Source organism: Thauera sp. K11, assembly GCF_002354895.1.
In the GTDB taxonomy this organism is placed as follows: domain Bacteria; phylum Pseudomonadota; class Gammaproteobacteria; order Burkholderiales; family Rhodocyclaceae; genus Thauera; species Thauera sinica.
Genome location: NZ_CP023439.1, coordinates 1,892,524 through 1,911,500, shown reverse-complemented (window position 1 = coordinate 1,911,500; position 18,977 = coordinate 1,892,524). Strand labels below are relative to the sequence as shown.

Sequence of the window (18,977 nt, the reverse complement as noted above, 5' to 3'; positions counted from 1 at the left end):
CCGGCCGCGGGCCGGGGCGGAATGATCATTTCGGCGTCCTCCCTCATCGACGGCCGGCCCCGCGTGATTGCGGGCGGCGCATGGAGAACCAATAGCCCAGATGCGCCGGCGGCTCAAGACGCAACGCATCATGGGCGCAACGACGGAGGTGCGAGATGTCCCCCACGACCATGCGTGCGATGCTGTTCGAGCGCCCCGGCCAGGCCCTGCGCATGGCCGAACTCCCCGTGCCGGTTCCCGCTGCGGGCGAAATCCTGCTGCGGGTGGAGGCTTGCGGCGTCTGCCGCACCGATCTGCACCTGATCGACGGCGAGCTTCCGGACCCCGTCCTGCCGATGGTGCCCGGGCACGAGATCGTCGGCCGTGTCGTCGCCACCGGCAGCGGCGTGCGCGGCGTCGCGGTCGGGCAGCGCATGGGCGTGCCCTGGCTGGGCTGGACCTGCGGCACTTGCGGCTACTGCGCCAGCCATCGCGAAAACCTGTGCGACCACGCCCGCTTCACCGGCTACCAGATCCACGGCGGCTACGCCGAATACACCGTGGCCGATGCGCGCTACTGCTTTCCGCTGCCCGGCGCGATCGATGCCGCACAAGCCGCGCCGCTGCTGTGCGCCGGCCTGATCGGCTACCGCGCGCTCGTCATGGCGGGCGACGCCCGGCGCCTGGGCATCTACGGCTTCGGCGCCGCGGCGCACATCATTGCCCAGGTGGCGGTGTGGCAGAAGCGCGACGTGCTGGCCTTCACCCGGCGCGGTGACGAAGCAAGCCAGTCCTTCGCCCGCAGCCTCGGCGCCCGCTGGGCCGGCGCCGCGGAGGACGTCCCGCCCGTGCCGCTCGACGCCGCGCTGATCTTCGCACCCGCCGGCGAACTGGTACCCGCTGCGCTGCATGCCATGGCCAAGGGCGGCACGGTGGTCTGCGCCGGCATCCACATGAGCGACATCCCGGCCTTTCCCTACCGCATCCTGTGGGGCGAGCGCCGCATCGTCTCGGTGGCCAACCTGACCCGCCGCGACGGCGACGAATTCCTCGCACTGGCGCCGCAGGTACCGGTGCGCACCGAGGTCACCCGCTTCCCCCTCGCCGACGCCAACCTGGCACTCGAGCGCCTGCGGCACGGCCGGTTGCAGGGCGCCGCCGTGCTGCTGCCCTGATCCGCCGCGGTGGATCGGGGCAGCACACCACCACCAAAATTGCGGGAGGGGCTTGCTCCGGGTTCGAGACTGTTTAAAATTACAGCATCACCCGGAGACAGCCATGCCCCCCCGTAGCGACAGCCTGACCGCCCGCCAGCAGGAAATCCTCGACTTCATCCGCGGCACCGTCGAATCCGAAGGCCGTCCACCGACCCGCGCGGAAGTCTGCTCGGCATTCGGCTTCCGCTCACCCAACGCCGCCGAGACCCACCTGCGCGCGCTCGCCGCCAAGGGCGCGATCCTGCTCGAGGAAGGCCGGGCACGCGGCATCCGCCTCGCCGAGGCGCTCGGCCTGCCGCTGGTCGGCCGCGTCGCCGCCGGCAGCCCCATCCTCGCTGCCGAGCATGTGGAGGCACGCTTCCAGCTCGATCCCGCCCTGTTCTCGCCGCGCGCCGACTACCTGCTGCGGGTGCGCGGCCTGAGCATGCGCGATGCCGGCATCCTCGACGGCGACCTCATCGCGGTGCATCGCAGCGGCGAAGCGCGCAACGGCCAGATCGTCGTGGCCCGCGTCGATGACGACGTCACCGTGAAGACGCTGCAGCGCAAGGGGCCGCTGGTCGAACTGCTGCCGGCGAATCCGGATTTCCACCCCATCGTCGTCGATACCCGCCGCGAACCGCTGGTGATCGAAGGCATCATGGTCGGCCTGATCCGCAAGGATCACTGAGCCGGCCGGCAGGTTTTCCCGACGGCGTACGCCAGGCGGTTTGCCATGAGTGCTCCCGCATGGCTGCCGGAAGGAGGCGCCTTCCCTCCCCCGGAAGATTCGCTCCGCGCCCCGGGTCGGCCGTGCAAGGCCGGCCCTCCGCCATGCGACGACGGGGGGACAGTCCGGTGAGCGCTGCCGCCGCCCTTGCTTCCGCGGCCGGACTTTGCAGCACGCTGGCCGGCTCGGTGTGGCAGGCCAGCCGGCTGGCGCACGGCGGCGGCCCGGTCCTCTCCAGCGGCTTCGATGCGCTGGATGCCGAACTGCCCGGCGGCGGCTGGCCGGCCAACGCCCTGATCGAGCTGCTGGCCGACCACCCCGGCGTGGGTGAGCTGTCGCTGCTGCTGCCGGTGCTGGGCCGTCCCGCGTCCGGGCGCTGGTTCGCCTGGGTATCGCCGCCCTTCCTCCCTTATGCACCGGCACTGGCTGCGGCGGGCGTGCCGCTTTCCCGCTTGCTGCTGATCCGCCCCGGTGCGGGCGGCGACGCGCTGTGGGCGGCCCGGCAGGCCGTCGCCTCGGGCGCCTGCGTGGCGGTCCTTGCCTGGCTGCAGCGCATCGATACCGCCGGCCTGCGCCGGCTCCAGCTCGCGGCGGAAGAAGCCGCCACGCCCCTCTTCCTGTTCCGCCCGCGCGCAGCGGTCCGGCAGTCCTCGCCCGCGCCGCTGCGGTTGGCCCTCTCCGGCGCGGGCGGAATGCTGCAGGTCACCATCCTGAAGCGGCGGGGGCCGCCCGCGGCAGGGCCCCTGCTCCTGCCCGTGCGCCACCTGCAGGACGATGCCGCAGGTCTGCCCGGCAACGAGGCCGGCATGGCGGCACCGCTGCTCTCCCTCGGGCGGATGGCGGCGGAACGGGAGCAGGAGGGCATGCCGCAGGCGATCCCGCACCCTGCCCCGCCGCCCCTGTCGCTCGTGCGCTGACCCATGCTGTGGCTCGCCCTGCTGCTGCCCGACCTGCCCCTGCAGGTATTCGCCCGCGGAGGGCCCGATGCCCCGCTGGCGATCACCGCCGGGCATCCGGGGCCGCGCGTCGTCGCGGCCAACGCCCAGGCCCGCGCCCTGGGCGTGAGGGCGGGCCAGCGCGTCGCCGCGGCGCTGGCCGTCGCGCCGGCGCTGCATCTGCAGGCGCGCGCGCCCGCGCTGGAGGCCGAGACCCTGGCCGAAGTCGCCTGCTGGGCGGGGGTCTTCAGTCCGCGCATCAGCCTCGTCCCGCCGGACGCGGTGCTGCTGGAGATCCAATCCAGCCTGAAGCTGTTCGGCAGCGCGGCCGCCATTGCCGATGCGATCTCCGAGAGCCTCGCCCGCCTCGGCCTCCGGGCCGCCATCGCCGCGGCACCGACGCCGCTCGCGGCGCGCTGGTTCGCGCGCGCGGGCCTGGGAATGTCGTGCCTGCCGCCGGCGGACTGGCTGTGCGGCCTGGATGCGCTGCCGCTGCCGCTGCTTTGCGATGGCACCGGCGTGGCCCCCGCGACGCTGGAACTGCTCGCCGGCGTGGGCCTGCGCACCCTGGGCGAGATCCGGCTGCTGCCCCGCGCAGGTCTCGCACGCCGGCAGGCGAGCGCCGTCATCGACACGCTTGCGCGCGCCCGTGGCGAAATGCCCGACCCGCAGCCCTGGTTCTCTCCCCCTTCGCAGTATGCGCACCGGATCGCGCTGCCCGCGCCGGTCAGCGATACCGAACCCCTGGCGTTCGCCGCGCGGCGGCTGTTCGCGGGCCTGGCGGCATGGCTTGCCAGCCGTCATGCGGCGGTGGATCACTGCCTGCTCGAACTGGTCCATGAACGCCAGCCGGCAACGCGTGTGGAGATCGTCAGCGGCGCCCCCTGCCGCGACGAGAACCGCCTCGCCCTGCTCGCCCGCGAGCGCCTGGCCCGCCTCGAACTGGCCGCCCCGGTGGAGGAATTGCGCCTGATCGCCGGCACGCCGCTGCCGTTCGCGCCGCATCCGGACGATCTCTTCGGCCATCCGGGGCAGGCCCGCGACGGCGCCATCCTGCTGCTGGATCGCCTGCGCGCCCGGCTGGGCAACGACGCCGTCCATGTGCTGGAGACTCGCGCCGACCACCGCCCTGAAGCGGCGTGGGCCGACGGGGCGCCGGTATCGCCGCCTTCTGCCGGTGCGGACGCGGCCGCCGCCGCCGCCGCCCGGTCTCCGCGCCCATTGTGGCTGCTGCCCGAACCGCAGGCGCTCGACCCTGGCGCCGTCACCCTGCTGGACGGCCCGGAGCGCATCGAAGGCGGCTGGTGGGAGCAGTCGGACATACGTCGCGACTACTACCTCGCCCGCGGACCGCATGAAGCCTTGTGGTGGATCTTCCAGGATCTCGAGCCGCCCGGCGCCTGGTATGTGCACGGCTACTTCGGTTGATGTCCGCCGCCGGACGCGGCCCCGTCCCCCGGTCCGGGCACGGCGGGCGACCGCCCCGCTCCGCCGTAGTACACTCCGCCGTCGAACGTTTGCCGCCCCTCCGCCGGGCTTCGTCCATGTCTGAAACCCCCTTGCCGTCCGCCGACCCTTCATCCACAGCCAACGGCGACCGCACGCGCCGCCGTGCCGCCGGCGCCCTGCTGCTGTTCGCGTCGGCCCTGCCGGCGGGCTACTGGCTGTTCGCCTCGCTGCCCGCGCTATGGGCGCGGGTCGAGCCGCTCGGGGGTGCCGTTTTCATGCTCGCCGCGACCCTGCTGGGCGCCGCGCTCGCCATCGTTCCGCTGGCCGTCCTCGCGGGCTTCATCCTCGCCCTCTGGTACGGCGTCGAAAGCGTGTACCTGCCGCGCACCCGCCCGACGCCGCTGCTCGACCGCCTGATCGTCGGTGCCGGCCTGCTCGTATGGTTCGCGCCCACGCTGGCGACGGTGGCCCTGGCAGCCCGCGCCCTTGCCGAAGGACGCATCCATTTTGTGCGCCCGCCCCGCGACTACTTCCTCGCCACCGACCCGATCGCCTTCTGGCAGGGGTTCGGCTTCTGGCTGATCATGGGCGCGCTGTTCGCCTTCCTCGCCTGGCGCTACTGGCGGGGCAAGCTGCTGGACCGCCGGCCGCTCGCCCATTGAGCGCCGCCGGCGAAGCCGCCCCGGCCGCCCGCCTCGGCTCCGCATCGATCGCACGCCAGCTCCTGCACCACGCCTGGCCGGTGCTGATCGCGCAGGTGCTGTCGATGGGCATGATGATCGCCGACACCATCATCGCCGGGCGCTACGGAACCACGGATCTGGCCGGCGTCGCCATCGGCAGCAGCTTCTACGTGTCAGTGGTGATGCTGCTCACCGGCACGCTGCAGGCGGTGGCCCCCACGGTGGCCCATCATTACGGCGCCGGGCGCGGCGACGAGATCGGGCCGGCGCTGCAGCAGGGATTCTGGCTCGCCGCGATGCTCGCCGTGCCCGGCACGCTGGCGCTGGCCCATCCCGGGCCGCTGCTGGGCCTCGCCGACGTTCCGCCGGACGTGGCCGGCAAGGCGGAAGCCTATCTGCGCGCCACTGCCTTCGGCCTGCCGGCGGTCCTGCTCTACCGCACCTTCTATGCCTTCAACAATGCGGTCGGCCGGCCGCGCGCGCTGATGGCGTTCAGCGCGATCTCGACGTCGGCCCACATCCCGCTTGCCTGGGCGCTGACCAACGGCAGATTCGGATTGCCCGAGCTGGGCGGCAGCGGCTGCGGCGTATCGACCGCCGCAGTGAGCTGGCTGGCCGCGGCCTGCGGCCTGATCTACCTGCTGCGCAACCCCGCCTATCGGCCCTATCGCATCTTCAGCCGCTGGCAGGCGCCGCGGCCGCGCGCCATCGGCGGCCTGCTGCGGCTCGGTGTGCCGATGGGGCTGTCGACCTTCATCGACATCACCTCGTTCACGCTGATCGCGATCTTCGCCGCCCGCCTCGGCGCGGAGACGGTCGCCGGCCACCGCGTGATCGCGAACCTGACCGGCCTCATCTACATGCTGCCGCTGGCACTGTCGATCTCGACCCTGGTCCTGGTAGGCCAGGCGGCCGGCGCCCACGACTGGCGCCGGGCGCGCGCCACCGCGCGGGTGGGGCTGAGCCTGACGGCCGGTTTCGCGGTGGCGATCGGCATCGTGCTGTGGCTGGTGCGCGAGCCGGTCGTCGCCTATTCCACCACCGACCCCACCGTGCGGACGATAGCGCTGGGGCTGGTGGTCTACCTGTGCCTCTACCAGGGGTTCGACGGCCTGCAGACGGTGGCCGCGCACGCGCTGCGGGGTTACAAGGTGACGCTGCTGCCCATGGCGCTGCACACCCTTTGCTTCTGGGGCATCGGCCTGAGCGGCGGCTACTGGCTCAGCTTCCATGCGCCGTGGCGCCTCGCGGCGCCGTCGGTCGCCGGATTCTGGGAAGGATGCGTGCTGGCGACGGTGGTCGCCACCGTGCTGTTCGGCAGCCTGCTGCGGGTCGTCGCCTGGCGCCACGGCGCGAAGCCCGCGGCCTCCTGATCAACCGCCCAGCCAGCCCCGACGCAACTGCGCCGCGCCGGCCGACGGCCGCGGCACGAGCTTCAGCGTGACCGAATCCGCCGGCTGCCCCGCGAGTTCGACCCTGAAGCGCATCAACTCGTCGCGGCGGAAGGCGTGGATGTCGACCTCGTCGCCGGCGGCATGCCGCGCGAGGATCGGATCCAGGTTGGAGGCGGACACCCGCAGGCCGTCCAGCGCCACCAGGACGTCGCCCGCCGACAGGCCGGCACGCTGCGCCGCGCCCCCCTCGAACACGTTGGCGATCCTCGCCTCCCCGCCGCCCGCGCCGAGCTTGATGCCCAGCGTGGGACCCTTGCCGCCGGGTTCGGCGCGGTGATCGATGCCGAACGACTTCAGCAGCCGCGGCAGCGGCAGATCGTCCGTGCCCTCCACCGCCAGCCTGAGCCAGCGCGACAGGCGGCCACCGAGCGCCTCGCTCCCGCGCGACGCCGCGATCTCGGCCACGGCGGCGAAGATGCCGTCCTCCTCCACGCCGGCACCGGTCTGCCCGTGGCGCTGCCACAGCAGGCGCATCACGTCGTCCAGCGAGGCCCGCCCGCTGGTGGCCGCGCGCAGTTGCAGGTCGAGCGCCAGCGCGATCAGCGCCCCCTTGGCGTAGTAGCTGACGATGGCGTTGGGCGAATTCTCGTCCTGGCGGTAGTACTTGATCCACGCATCGAAGGAGGATTCGGCCACGCTCTGCTTCAGGCGCCCGGGCGTACGCAGCACGTTCGAGATCGTCTTGCCGAGCAGGCCGAGGTAATCCTCGAGGGCGATGACGCCGGAACGCACCAGGGCGAGATCGTCGTAATAGGAGGTGAACCCTTCGAAGGCCCACAGCAGCCGCGTGTAGTTCTCGGCCGCGAGTTCGTACGGCGTGAATGCGGCCGGCTTGATGCGCTTGACGTTCCAGGAGTGGAAGTACTCGTGGCTGCACAGCCCGAGGAAGCCCTTGTAGCCGTCCGGCATCCCCTGCATGCCCTTCCAGGGCAGGTCGGCGCGGCTCGCCAGCAGCGCGGTCGAGGCGCGATGCTCCAGGCCGCCGTAACCGTCCCCCACCACCATCGTCAGGAAGGCGTAGTAGTCCATCGGCGGGGGCGCGCCGAAGAGGTCGATCTGCCAGTTGCAGATGCGCCGCAAGTCGGCCGTGAGGCGCTCGGTATCGCAGTCGTGGCGCCCCGTCAGCGCGACGTCGTGGCGCACCCCGCCAGCCTCGAAGTGCGCGAGCGTGAATCTGCCCATCTCCACCGGATGGTCGATCAGTTCGTCATAGCCGTTCGCCTGATAGCGCCCGAAGCCGTATTGCCACGCTGCGCCGACCGCATCGCGCGCGCGCGAAAGCGCCGTCACCACGCGCCAGTCGCGATACTCGCTGCCGTCCGGACGCTCGATGTCGACCAGGCAGGGGCGGTCCTGCTTGCCTTCGGCCGCGACGAACACGCTCGTGCCGTTGAAGAAACCGTGGGTGGTATCGAGATGTGCCGCGCGCACCGAAAGATCCCACGCATAGACTTCGTAGGTCAGCGTGAGCGCCGCGCCGCGCGGTACCGGACGCACCCGCCAACTGTGCTTGTCCAGCTTCACGACCGGAACCGGCTTGCCGTCCGCACTCGCCGCCAGGCTGACGATGTTGCGTGCGAACTCCCGGATCATGTAGCTACCCGGAATCCAGGCCGGAAGGCGGAAAACCTGCCCCGCCGGATCGGGATCGGCAACGATGCAGTCCACCTCGAACAAGTGGGCTTCGGGGCGATGGGGGCGGATGCGGTAACGCACCGGCGGCAGTCGGTTCGGCATGGCTCGGAAACGCGGGACTCGGTGGTGGAGGTCGGGTGTCTGGCAAGGCGGAAGCGCCGGCCCTCGTCAGCCGGGCTGACGCCAGAGCAGGTGATTTCCGATGAAGCTCGCGACCATCTCGCCGCGCTGATTCAGGGCGCGGTATTGCAGCCGTGCGATGCCGCGGTCGGGTTTCGAGCCGGACGGGCGGACTTCCAGCACCTCGACCTCGGAATGCAGCGTGTCACCCGGCCTGACCGGCGCATACCAGCGCAATTCGTCGCAACCCGGCGAGCCGATGCTGGATTTCTGCAGCATCCCGCTCTGGATGAACAGCCGGAAGCACAGCGCGAAGGTCTGGAATCCGCTGGCGATCAGCCCGCCGTACGGCGACTGGGCGGCGGCCACCACGTCGAGGTGAAAGGGCTGTGGATCGTAGCGCAGGGCGAAATCGATGATTTCGGCTTCGGTCAGGGTGATTCCGGACGTCACGAACTTCTGTCCGGGTTCCAGATCGTCCAGATATCGCATGTCCATTGCCGCCTCCTCCGCTGTTATCGAGATCCGAACGGTAAACAGCCGCGCCGGGCGGCGCAAGCCGATGACGCATGCAATGGCGCCGAGGCATGAAGGCGGGATGCAGAAAGCAGAATGCCGACCCGGGGCCGGCATTGCAGGAGACATCTGGTGGGCGGTACTGGGATCGAACCAGTGACCCCTGCCGTGTGAAGGCAGTGCTCTACCGCTGAGCTAACCGCCCGATCCGGCATCGAGCCGCGCGGCTCGCATTGAATCGGATTCCTTCGAGAAACTTGCCACCGTAATGGTGGTGGGCGGTACTGGGATCGAACCAGTGACCCCTGCCGTGTGAAGGCAGTGCTCTACCGCTGAGCTAACCGCCCCGAAAGAAGAGGCCGCATTCTAGATGGCATGACCGGGGTCGTCAAGCACGGTTACCTGCTCTCGATGGGCCCGGCTCCGGCGCCGAATCAAGCGGCTGTCACCGGGCCGGGAATGCATCCGGGGCAATCCGACCGATTCGGGAAAGACATGAGCCTGCCCTCCATCGGGTCGCCTCGTCGGCCCGGAGAATCACCGGACAACCAATACCCCGCTGCTGGGCCCGGACTGCGTGCTGCACCAGCAGTTCATGCCCGGCGCATCCGATTCCGGCAGGGCGCACCGCGTGGCTTCCGTTTGGCACAGTCTGCTCTGTACCGGCCTTCGAACGGAAGAAGAAACAGACTCGCCGGGAACACTTCCTGGCCGAGATGGAGGTGGTCGTTCCTTAGGCTGCACGGCTGGCAGTGATCGAACCGCACTACCCGACGGCGGGCCGACGCGATCGTCCGCCAATGCCGCTTGCGACGATGCTGTGGATCTACTTCATGCAGCAGCGGTACCTTCCTTGCAAATGACATTGCCACGCTGCCGCGCATGGTCGCGATGTATGGATCTCGTTTGTAGTCCGGCCGCGCAGTTCGTAAAGTGGCTGCCGACACAGGGAGGAGACGACATGCACCGGCAGACCCGCCGCAGGACCGCGACACCGCAGGCCACGATGCGCACGACGCACGCGCCGGAGCACGCATGAACGCCCCGCTCGCGCTGCCGCTGCCGGTGAGCTTTGCCGCGGCGGACGGCTACCTGCTCAAGGGCACGGTCTGGCGCCATCCGCATGCCGGCACGCCGCCGCGCCCGGTCGTCGTCATCAACCCGGCGACCTCGGTACGCGCCCGCTACTACGCGCGCTTCGCCGCCTGGCTCAACGGCCACGGCTTCGACGTGCTGAGCTACGACTACCGCGGCATCGGCGAATCGCGCCCGCCCTCGCTGAAGGGTTTCGAGGCGGGCTGGATAGACTGGGGCCGGCTGGATTTCGAGGCCGCGCTGCAGTACGTGGCGGCGGCCTTCCCCGGCCAGCCGGTGCAGGTGGTGGCGCACAGCGTGGGCGGCTTCCTGATCGGGCTGGCGGCCTCCAGCCACCGCATCGAGCGGGTGTTCACGATGGGCGCGCAGTACGCCTACTGGAAGGACTACGCCCGCGACCGGCGGCTGGGCCTGCTGCTGAAGTGGCACGTGGCGATGCCGGCGCTGACCCGCCTGTTCGGCTACTTCCCCGGCCAGCGCCTGGGCTGGCTGGAAGACACGCCGCACGGCGTGGTGCGCGACTGGACCGCGCGCCATCCGCGCTTCGAGGACAACTGGACGCGCGGCCGCCTGCGCCTGCCCGACGCCGAGCGCGCCGAACTGCTGGCGCGCTTCGCCGCGCTGCGCGGCGACATGCTGGCGGTGAGCCTGGCCGACGACGAGTTCGGCACCGTGCCGGCCATCCGCCGCCTGCTGCGCTACTACCGCAACAGCGCCACCACCCACCTGCACATCCGGCCGGCGGACATCGGCGAGCGGACGGTGGGCCACTTCGCCTTCTTCCACAACCGCTTCGAGCACAGCCTGTGGAAGATTCCACTCGAATGGCTGCGGCATGGCCGCCTGCCGCCGGGCGCGCCGGGCGAGGTGCTGCCGCCGGGGCATTGAACCGTGCGCGGCGGGGTGCTCCCCCGCGGGCGGGCGATGGGGTAGAGTCCGCCCCACGCCCCACTACCGCCCGCATGCGCCATGCCGACCCAGATTGCCGACATCACCCATGCCATCCAGTTGGCGGTCGCGCCGGTCTTCCTGCTGACCGCCATCGCCACCCTGATCAACGTGCTGAGCGGCCGGCTGTCGCGCATCGTCGACCGCCGCCGGGTGCTCAACGGCCGGCTCGCCAGCGGCGCGCCGAACGAGCCGGTGGCCGACGACATCGAGGAACTCGCCCTGATCGACAAGCGCGGCCGGCTGATCTACCACGCGATGTTCTTCGCGGTGCTGTCGGCGCTGCTGGTGTGCCTGGTGGTGGCGGTGGCCTTCCTCGGCGCGATGGCGGAATTCGGCGTGGCCAAGAGCGTGGCGGCGCTGTTCGTGCTCGCGATGCTGTCGATGATCGGCGCGCTGTCGCTGTTCCTGCGCGAGGTGTTCCTGGTGGTGAAGGCGAGGAGCCAGCGCTGGCGGTGAGGCCACCCCTCAATACAGCCCCCGCACCCGCCCGAACAGCCTCACCAGCCCCAGCAGCGCCGCAGTATTCGGCACCGCCACCCCGGCCTGGCCGGCGATCTCCACCACCACGCCGAGCAGCGCGTCGATCTCCAGCGCGCGGCCGGCTTCCACGTCCTGCAGCATCGAGGTGCGCATCGCGCCGAGTTCGCGGGTGATCGCGTTGCGCGCCTGCGGGGTCTGCGCCACCGGGCAGCCGATGCGCTCGCCCACCGCGGCGGCTTCCGCCATCACCGCCACGCAGAAGGCATTGACCAGCGGATCGTCGAGGATGCGGTCGGACGTGGCCCCGGTCAGCGCGGAGACCGGGTTCATCGTCATGTTGCCCCACAGCTTGTACCAGATGTCGCGCTGGATACGGTCCGACAGCGTGACGTCCAGCCCGGCGCCGGCCAGCAGGTCGGCTACCGCGCGGGTGGGCGCGGTGGGCGGACCGCCGAGCGCGTCGCCGAGGATGAGGCCGTTGCCGAAGCCGAGCCGGCACACGCCCGGCGCCGGCGTATTGCAGGCGATATGCACCACGCAGCCGATCACCTGCGCGGTGGGGATGCGGCTGCGCAGTTCGCCCGCCGGGTCCACGCTCGCCAGCGTGATGCCGGCCAGCGGCCCCGGCAGGCCGTCGAAGAACCACCACGGCACCCCGTTCATCGCCACCAGCACGCGCGTGTGCGGGCCGAGCAGCGGACCGATGGCCGCCGCCACCGCGGCCAGCGCCGGCTGCTTCACCGCGACGATCACCAGGTCCTGCACGCCGAGTTCGGCGGGATCGGCCACCGCGTGGATGGGGAAATGACGGCGGCCCCCGGCCGTCTCCAGGCCGAGGCCATCGCGCCGCAGCGCTTCCAGCGTGGCGCCGCGCGCCACCGCGTTGAGGGCATGGCCGGCGGCGGCCAGGCGGGCGCCGATCAGGCCACCCACCGCGCCGACGCCGTACAGGCAAGTCTTCATTCGTGTCTCCTTCACTCGCTGCGCCGCCTGCGCGCCGGCGGCATGCCGGGCGACCTTACCGCGGATCGGCGCGATCGGCCAACCGCGACGCCGGGGCCGCGGAACCTGCTCCGCCGCGCACGGCCCAATGCGGCATCCCCCCGCGATTGCGCAGGAGACCTGCGATGACCGACAGACGCACCCTGCTCGCCGCCGGCGCCGGCCTGCTGCTGGCCGGCGGCCTGCCCGCCCGGGCGCTGGCCCGCGCCGTGCCGCTGCACTGCGGCCCCACCGGCAGCGCCACCGCCGGCCCGTTCTACGTGGCCAACGCGCCCTCGGCCATGGAGATCAACCTGCTGCGCGCGCCGGGCACGCCGCTGCGGCTGTCCGGCCGCGTGCTCGGCGGCGCCAGCGGCGACCGCGCGCTCGCCGGCGCCCGCATCGAGCTGTGGCATGCGGACGCCGACGGCCGCTATCACCCGGAGGACAACGGCGACATCGCCCGCTACCGGGCCGAGGAGATCAACCTGCGCGGCCAGGTGGCGGCCGATGCCGAAGGCCGCTTCGCCTTCACCAGCATCGTGCCCGGCCGTTACGGCAACCGCCGCCGCCACCTGCACTGGCGGCTGGTGGCCGACGGCCACCGCGCGCTGGTGACGCAGACCTACTGGCTGGAAGAACGCGGCAGCGCGGCCGAACGCAGCGACCCGGTCGACCGCAACCCGGAGGACTGCCGCTGGATCGATTTCCGCGCGGCCGATGGCGTGACCGCGGGCGACGTGCTGTTCGTGCTGCGTCCGCTGGCCTAGTTGCGAGCCGGAACGATCGATGGGTAGTCTTTAAATATCATTTTTTGTCGAGGCAATAATGTCTTGGCTGATCTCATTTATCTCAGCGCAAAGGCGAGGCAAATCAACGGTTCTGGATAAACGCAAAGGATGTTCCAGAAACAAACTCTCACTATCATTTCTATTTATGAGTTCTTTTTCGCACGCTGCCTCAGACCATTCGGAGCCTCCCCACGCCACCGATTCTGTTGCGAGCTTGATCGCGTAGATTTCGAGTGCCCAGTTGTAGAGGTGTTTCTTGTCGTGAGTGAAAACGCTATCCAAATAATACGACAACGCGGATTCGCTCATCTGCTGAGCCTTTTTCAGGTCGCCTTGGGATACTTGGAGATGTTTCTTGTATCCTGCCAACCGGAACTCAGCTAAATATCCTGATGCAATTGTCGCGTTATACAGACCTTCAACGCACTTTCCCTGGAAATACTCACGACAGGCAGAAGTCCGCACGACAAATTGCAGCGTATCAATGATCTTTTCCTGGGGAATCTCTTTGCACTCTGTGCACCTACTCAAATTTTTTACCAACCAGTTCGCCAATCTCTGGTCGTAGTCGGAATTTTTGGATAATCCTTTGCTCGCCAATAGATACGGCAAATACCCTCTTTCCTCTTCTTTTTTTCGTTCGTATTTCGCATTTTCTATGGCCTCATAAATTGGAAAGAATGGGAGCAAGAAAACGGCCTCTTGGCGAATAAAACCGCCTCCCGAGCAGCCAGGCAACCCAAGTAATGCCATGAGCAAAACCACAATCCATCTTTTTTTTCTCATTCTTTCAACCTTTCAACAAGTAAAGTAGTTTCAAACATGGCGACACTCAGTGCTGCGCAAAGCACCGAATGAAGGACGCTTCAAGGGAATCAAGGCCGAGATTCTCGATATCACCTGATTCCCCCGAATTCACGATCCTCGTCAGGGTGTTCACCCGGCAATTGGCTTCGGACTCGCCCGCCGTATCCAGGGCATCAACGGACAACCAATACCCCGCTGCTGGGCCCGGACGGCGTGATGCACCAGCAGTTCGTGCCCGGCGCATCCGATTCCGCCAGAACGCACCGCGTGGCTTCCGTTTGGCATAGCCTGCTCTGTACCGGCGGGGGTGCCGGCCGTTTCGGCGATCGGGCGGGTTTGGGGGTGGCCGATTCAGGCTCACCGCAAATGCCGGTGATCCGGGCATCGCTCATGCCGCCCCAGCGCATATCCTTGCGATCGGCGTCGGTGCAGGCCGCCTGCGCCTGTCCCAATCCAAATGCGGGAATCCAGAGGACCGGCACGAGCCATCGGATGCGATGCGTATTCACTGGCTGCCCTCCCCGGCGGGGACGAGCCGATAACGCTCGCCATCGCGCCACAGCGTCAGCCGGTCGTTGCTCACGCCGCGATACGCAATGGCAAGCTCGATCGGCGTCGGCCGGGCCTTGCCGACGGTGCCGGCCACGGGATAGAGCCCGAGCAGGAATGTCTGCCCGCTGAAGAAAGGGGTGTTCCGGACTATCGAGAACGAATAGTCCGTTACGACACGGCCCTTTTCGACCTCGCGCCGGACGGTTCGATGATAGAAACCTTCCTCCACCGCAACCAGTTGCTGGGACGGTTCCAGCCCGATGATGGTGCCCTGGAAAACGTATTGCGGCTGCCGATGCGCCACGATCCACCAGCCGATGGAGATCGCGACGAACAACAGGCCGCTGAAGAAAGCCAGGCGGAAATAGAGGCGATATTCCCTGCGCTCCTCGTAGGTCGAGGGGGGATGGGTGCGCTGGTTCACCCGGTTGTAGCAGGCGTGCGCCCAGCGCGTCACCAACAGCATGTAGGCCAGCGAGCCCAGCAACGGAAACAATTGCGCCACCTGTTCCAGCAGCGCGCCGATCCAGCGCGAATCAGTCATGACTTTCCCAACCCCTACGATCACCACGGATATCGTTCAAGACGGCAGGCCCGCCATGCGTGCACATCAGTCGTCCTCCCGCCAGCGCGCCAGCAAGTCGCGCGGGATCGCATCGGCAATGTCCGCATAGCGCCTGCCGGTCAGCCGTTCGGCCTGTCGCAACAGGTCGGCGACCGGGCTGCTGGGCTCCATCGATTCGAACCACTGCCGTGCCGCCCGCACATGAGCCAGCGCCTCGCCGCGGCTGGCAATGGCCCCCGGCAAGCCCCCGGTTGCCACGGCGCATTCATCCGGCGGCGCTTTGGCCATCTGCGGCGGCGCGGCAGACGCTTGGGGCGCTGCAGGCTCGGCGGCGCGCGTATCGGCTCCGGGTGCGTCATCGGCCGTCGTTGCCTGCATGGCAGGTGCGTCCGTTCCCGACGGTGCCTCCCCGCCATCGCCGGCATCCGGGGCGGCGAAGCAGGCAAACACCTGGAACAGCCGCGTCAGGCGTGCCAGATCCGGCGCATCGGCCATCAACATCCGCCTTGCCCACGCCTCGATCCGCGCGATCTCGATCCGGCATTCGATCAACGCACGCAGCTCGGGCCGTCCCCCGGCATGGAGGGCGGCCAACTGAATCCGGATGCTCTCCATGTCGCGCGCATCGCCGGCGCGGGGAATGGCCTGGGCGCGCTCGATATCGCGTAGCGTCAGGCGGGTGGCGGTCCCGTCGTCGACGACGATCTCCCGCATGTCTTCCACGACGTCGGCGAGCAGCGCCAGGGCGTTGGCCTGCAGGACAGGGTCCGTCTCGCCATCGACGCATCGGCGGGGATGGATGTCATCCGGATAGCGCGCCAGCAGTTCCGCCAGCAGCCACAGCCCCTGGCAGGCGCCCTCGGCGCCGGCGATCTGGATGCGGCATCGCAGCAGCAGCACGAGCGCCCGGATATCGCGGCCCTGTTCGAGCAGGGCGAGGACCAGCGTCTCGATTTCATGCCAATTCACCGCTTCCCGCGGTGCGACGAACTCCCCGTATTGCGCAGCTTCCTGAGGCATGACGCGGGTCTGGACCACCATCAGATCGGGGTGGTACTCCAGATCGGCACCGCATGGCGCCGTGGCGGAGACGGATTCCAGAAAGCGCAGATATCGGGCAGCACGGGTTGGCGGCAATGGCGCCGCCGGTTTCTTGCTCATGCGGTCATGGCCTCTTCGGGGTCGAATATCATGCCGGTGGTCGGCGTCTCGGCGTCGCCTTCTCCCAGCCAGGTGGACCAGCCCAGCCGCTCTTCGGAGCCGACCCGCGCACCGGGTGCCGCGCGTGGCGCGATGCGCAGTTCGGCCTCCCAGGCGAATTCGAATCCGACGAAGGCCCGCACCCATTCGACCAGCAGCGGCAGGTTGTGGCCGGTCGGCGTGAAGCTCAGATAGTCTTCCAGCGAGAGCGGGCCGATGATCAGCCGGAAGCCGTGCTGGCAGTCGAGGATGTGCTCTCCGGCAAAAGCTCCGTCGCCCAGCATCGACGCCTGCCCCGGTGCGCCGAGCAGGGTGACGTCCTCGTCATTGATCCGGACCCAGCGCGGCACGAACTCCTCGACCTCGATCGGGACACCGAAGAAATTCGACAGGGTCGACGCCATCCCCGCGGGATTGCGCGCTTCGCGCACGAGATGCGCCGCGGCGCACAGGCGGGCATGCCCGGGCAGGACGGAGGGCTGCCCGGCCTCGCATCCCGCCAGCCGATCCACGTAGCGGGAAAACCTTTCGTCCTGCGGCCGATCCAGGCCGGCTGCCGCCTGGCTGTTGGCCCAGGCCCGGTACATCGCCGAGAGATGGCGATGGTGGAAGACATCCAGGAAATCGGCGAGGGTCGTATCCTGATGCGCCTCCGCGCGGTCGCGGATGAAATCGGTGAACTGCAGGGGCATCGCCCCATTGGGGCCGAGCAGGCCGAGACCATGGAGGCGGATGCGCAGCAGGCCGCCATCCTGGCGCAGATCGGCGATCTCCCTGGGGGCGAAGGCCATCGACGGTTTCTGCCCCAGGCGGAACGTTTCCTGCTGGGGGCGCAGGGCTTCGCCGACCGGCGGCTTGTCCTGCCGGACGGCGGACAGCCACCGCATCAGCCCGTAGAACTCGTAGCGCCAGACCGGCCGGTCGGGTAGCGGGACGTGGCGGGCGATTTCCGCCATCGGCGCGTCGAAGGGGTTCATGTCGCGCTCCGCGTTCCGGGCCGGGGTTGCCAGCGCGCGATCGTGCCGCGCTGCATCGACGTCAGTTCCGTCTCGGTGAAGACGTTGACCGAGACGTGGCGCGTGACGTAGCGCTCCAGGATCAGGCCCATCAGGTAGGGACTGATGCCCGAGAAATTGCCCTCATCGACGGTCAGCCGTACCCGGATGCCCCGTCCGTACACCAGCGGCCCGTTACCCGGCAGCCGCCGGGTGACCGCCGTGGTCGTGGCACCGACCAGCCCGCCGATCTGCTGCAGATGGACCTTGTCGTCGCTGCCGACGAAGAGGCGGAGCAGTTCGCGAAGCGCCTGCCCGCCCTGGCGGCCATCCAGGTCGGAAAGCGGGACGTAGTTCAGGCTCAACTGGCGGATCAGGCGCCAGGCGAGTTCGCCGTCGGCCAGCGGCGGCCGCGGAATCGATGGCGGGCGCAGCAGGCCGCAGGCCGTCACCGGCGTCGAATCCGGGACGGTCAGGTCGTCATGGCCATTGCGCGGCACCAGCATCGGCAGGTCGCGATTGGTCGCCCAGGCCCGTACCGACAGATAGCGGACGTCCTCGGGGAACGGCGCCTCGTTCTGATCGACCAGCGACAGGAATATCTCCGTGCCGACGTAGGGCGTCCGCGTGCCGTATTTGCGCGCCGACTCGGAGAGCAGGCGGCGCTCCCGCCGGATCGAGAAATAGCGCCCGTAATTGCCCTCGTCGTTGTTCAGGGTCTGATAAAGGGGGCGGAATACGACCTCCTCGGTATCGGCCGCCCGCTGGCCGTAAAGCTCGGCGACGGAGAACACCTCGTAATCGAGGGGGCGGGCGCGATCCGGCACCAGATGGAATTCGCTCTGCCCGATCTGCACCTCGACGCGATCGGTGTGTTTGGGAAACAGGTTGATGATGGGCGTGCAGAACAGCGCGAACTGCTTCGCATCGACATGATCGGCCAGCGATCCCGGCAACTTGTCGAGCAGGACGACGATTTCCGCCTCGTCGCCGGCAATACGGCTCAAACCGGGCGCCAGATGGTTCAACGCGAAGAAGAAGAAGCGGGCCGGGCAGGCGAAATATTCCTGCAGCAGGTTGTGGCCGTGGAAGCTGTTCCACTGTAGGGGCAGGCAGCTCTCGCCCGGATCGAGGCCGATCTTCCCCACCGCATTCCGATTCACCACGTGGGCTTCCTTGCCCAGCCGGCCCGGCTCTCCGCTCAGGGTCGCGAGGCTTGCCGTGTGAATCAGTTCCAGAAGATGGGAGGCAATCCGCTCTTCGCCCGCCAGATAGACCGGCAGCCGATCCAGCCCCTTGATCGCCGAAAAGCCACCCTTGCCCAGCATGCGCAGGCGCAAGCGCAAGGCGCCCCTGATCTGCGCGTGAGGGGGCACGTAGCGTTCCAGCGCCGGAATATCCGGCGGCACTCCGGTGAGGCGCGCTTCCGTGATCGCGATCGGCCACAGCGTGACGTCCTGCGCAGTGCGGAACTCGCAGGCCGTCCGTTCGCCGGGCGCGATCCGCGCACCCAGTGCGCTGCCGCGCGGCAGGACGAAGCCGCGGGAAAAATCGGCCTCGTCGAAGGCCGGGTGCAGTTGCGCCACCGCCATGGAAGGCGTGGGCGCGACGTAATTGGGGTAGATGACTTCGAGCAGCCGTTGCGTGAAACGGGGAAACTCCGCATCCAGCTTGATCTGCGTGCGCGCCGACAGCAGGCAGAACGCCTCGATCAGCCGTTCGACATAGGGATCGGCCACCTCGATACCCTGCATGCCCAGACGGCGCGCGATCTTCGGGTGCTGGCGGGCGAAATCGCCCGCCATCTCGCGCATGAAGGTCAGTTCCTGGTTGTAATAATCGAGAAGTCGGGGGTCCATGAGG

The 18,977-nt window shown here is 69.0% G+C and carries 17 protein-coding genes, 2 tRNA genes and 1 pseudogene; 10 read left to right on the top strand and 10 right to left on the bottom strand.

The features are described from left to right. Positions 1 to 155: 155 nt before the first annotated feature. The 6 genes from CCZ27_RS08330 (at position 156) to CCZ27_RS08310 (ending at position 6,345) form a co-directional block, all read left to right on the top strand. Complete coding sequence (locus CCZ27_RS08330; RefSeq protein ID WP_232516603.1) at positions 156 to 1,154, top strand: zinc-dependent alcohol dehydrogenase family protein; 999 nt, start codon at positions 156 to 158, stop codon at positions 1,152 to 1,154. 103 nt (positions 1,155 to 1,257) lie between these two features. Then, positions 1,258 to 1,866 carry a transcriptional repressor LexA gene (gene lexA / locus CCZ27_RS08325; RefSeq protein ID WP_096447247.1) on the top strand — a complete coding sequence of 203 codons (609 nt, stop codon included), beginning with the start codon at positions 1,258 to 1,260 and terminating at the stop codon, positions 1,864 to 1,866. A gap of 167 nt (positions 1,867 to 2,033) precedes the next feature. After that, a complete protein-coding gene (gene imuA, locus CCZ27_RS08320; RefSeq protein WP_232516602.1) occupies positions 2,034 to 2,822 on the top strand; it encodes a translesion DNA synthesis-associated protein ImuA in 789 nt (262 codons plus the stop codon). A gap of 3 nt (positions 2,823 to 2,825) precedes the next feature. Then, entirely contained in the window at positions 2,826 to 4,268 is a 1,443-nt protein-coding gene (locus CCZ27_RS08315) for a Y-family DNA polymerase (protein ID WP_096447245.1), read from the top strand. Between the two features lie 116 nt (positions 4,269 to 4,384). Next, a complete protein-coding gene (locus tag CCZ27_RS24245; RefSeq protein WP_232516601.1) occupies positions 4,385 to 4,951 on the top strand; it encodes a hypothetical protein in 567 nt (188 codons plus the stop codon). Further along, positions 4,948 to 6,345: an MATE family efflux transporter gene (locus CCZ27_RS08310; protein ID WP_232516600.1), complete on the top strand. Its 1,398-nt coding sequence runs from the start codon at positions 4,948 to 4,950 to the stop codon at positions 6,343 to 6,345. The genes CCZ27_RS24245 and CCZ27_RS08310 overlap by 4 nt, the downstream gene beginning before the upstream one ends. On the opposite strand, the gene CCZ27_RS08305 is transcribed toward CCZ27_RS08310, so the two are convergent. From CCZ27_RS08305 to CCZ27_RS08290, 4 genes are all read right to left on the bottom strand, one after another. Next, a complete protein-coding gene (locus CCZ27_RS08305) occupies positions 6,346 to 8,163 on the bottom strand; it encodes a M61 family metallopeptidase (protein ID WP_096447241.1) in 1,818 nt (605 codons plus the stop codon). Between the two features lie 66 nt (positions 8,164 to 8,229). Beyond that, on the bottom strand, positions 8,230 to 8,739 hold the full coding sequence (locus CCZ27_RS08300; protein WP_232516599.1) for a MaoC family dehydratase: 510 nt from the start codon (positions 8,737 to 8,739) through the stop codon (positions 8,230 to 8,232). 88 nt (positions 8,740 to 8,827) lie between these two features. After that, positions 8,828 to 8,902 (bottom strand) — tRNA-Val (locus CCZ27_RS08295). Between the two features lie 67 nt (positions 8,903 to 8,969). Next, a tRNA-Val gene (locus CCZ27_RS08290) sits at positions 8,970 to 9,044 on the bottom strand. A gap of 264 nt (positions 9,045 to 9,308) precedes the next feature. Here CCZ27_RS08290 and CCZ27_RS23450 point away from each other — a divergent pair. The 3 genes and pseudogenes from CCZ27_RS23450 to CCZ27_RS08280 all read left to right on the top strand — a co-directional run. Then, a pseudogene (locus CCZ27_RS23450) lies at positions 9,309 to 9,545 on the top strand (transposase); the annotation flags it as partial. A gap of 187 nt (positions 9,546 to 9,732) precedes the next feature. Continuing rightward, positions 9,733 to 10,680, top strand: coding sequence for an alpha/beta hydrolase family protein (locus CCZ27_RS08285; protein WP_096447237.1), 948 nt, complete (start codon positions 9,733 to 9,735; stop codon positions 10,678 to 10,680). A gap of 81 nt (positions 10,681 to 10,761) precedes the next feature. Next, positions 10,762 to 11,199: a DUF2721 domain-containing protein gene (locus CCZ27_RS08280; RefSeq protein WP_096447235.1), complete on the top strand. Its 438-nt coding sequence runs from the start codon at positions 10,762 to 10,764 to the stop codon at positions 11,197 to 11,199. 9 nt (positions 11,200 to 11,208) lie between these two features. Here CCZ27_RS08280 and CCZ27_RS08275 read toward each other — a convergent pair whose 3' ends face one another. Continuing rightward, positions 11,209 to 12,186, bottom strand: coding sequence for a 2-dehydropantoate 2-reductase (locus CCZ27_RS08275; protein ID WP_096447233.1), 978 nt, complete (start codon positions 12,184 to 12,186; stop codon positions 11,209 to 11,211). A gap of 164 nt (positions 12,187 to 12,350) precedes the next feature. Here CCZ27_RS08275 and CCZ27_RS08270 point away from each other — a divergent pair, with 164 nt between their 5' ends. After that, positions 12,351 to 12,974 (top strand): dioxygenase family protein, encoded by a 624-nt coding sequence (locus CCZ27_RS08270; RefSeq protein ID WP_096447231.1) that lies wholly within the window; start codon positions 12,351 to 12,353, stop codon positions 12,972 to 12,974. A gap of 30 nt (positions 12,975 to 13,004) precedes the next feature. Here the strand turns inward: CCZ27_RS08270 and CCZ27_RS23445 are convergent, their stop codons facing one another. The 5 genes from CCZ27_RS23445 to tssF form a co-directional block, all read right to left on the bottom strand. After that, on the bottom strand, positions 13,005 to 13,781 hold the full coding sequence (locus tag CCZ27_RS23445; protein ID WP_157748501.1) for a hypothetical protein: 777 nt from the start codon (positions 13,779 to 13,781) through the stop codon (positions 13,005 to 13,007). 526 nt (positions 13,782 to 14,307) lie between these two features. After that, a complete protein-coding gene (locus tag CCZ27_RS08265) occupies positions 14,308 to 14,898 on the bottom strand; it encodes a hypothetical protein (RefSeq protein WP_096447229.1) in 591 nt (196 codons plus the stop codon). A gap of 66 nt (positions 14,899 to 14,964) precedes the next feature. Further along, complete coding sequence (locus tag CCZ27_RS08260; RefSeq protein ID WP_096447227.1) at positions 14,965 to 16,080, bottom strand: type VI secretion system protein TssA; 1,116 nt, start codon at positions 16,078 to 16,080, stop codon at positions 14,965 to 14,967. Then, entirely contained in the window at positions 16,077 to 17,096 is a 1,020-nt protein-coding gene (gene tssG, locus CCZ27_RS08255; protein WP_096447225.1) for a type VI secretion system baseplate subunit TssG, read from the bottom strand. The genes CCZ27_RS08260 and tssG overlap by 4 nt, the downstream gene beginning before the upstream one ends. Then, a complete protein-coding gene (gene tssF / locus CCZ27_RS08250; RefSeq protein WP_096447223.1) occupies positions 17,093 to 18,973 on the bottom strand; it encodes a type VI secretion system baseplate subunit TssF in 1,881 nt (626 codons plus the stop codon). Before tssF ends, tssG begins: the two co-directional genes overlap by 4 nt. Between the last annotated feature and the right edge of the window lie 4 nt (positions 18,974 to 18,977).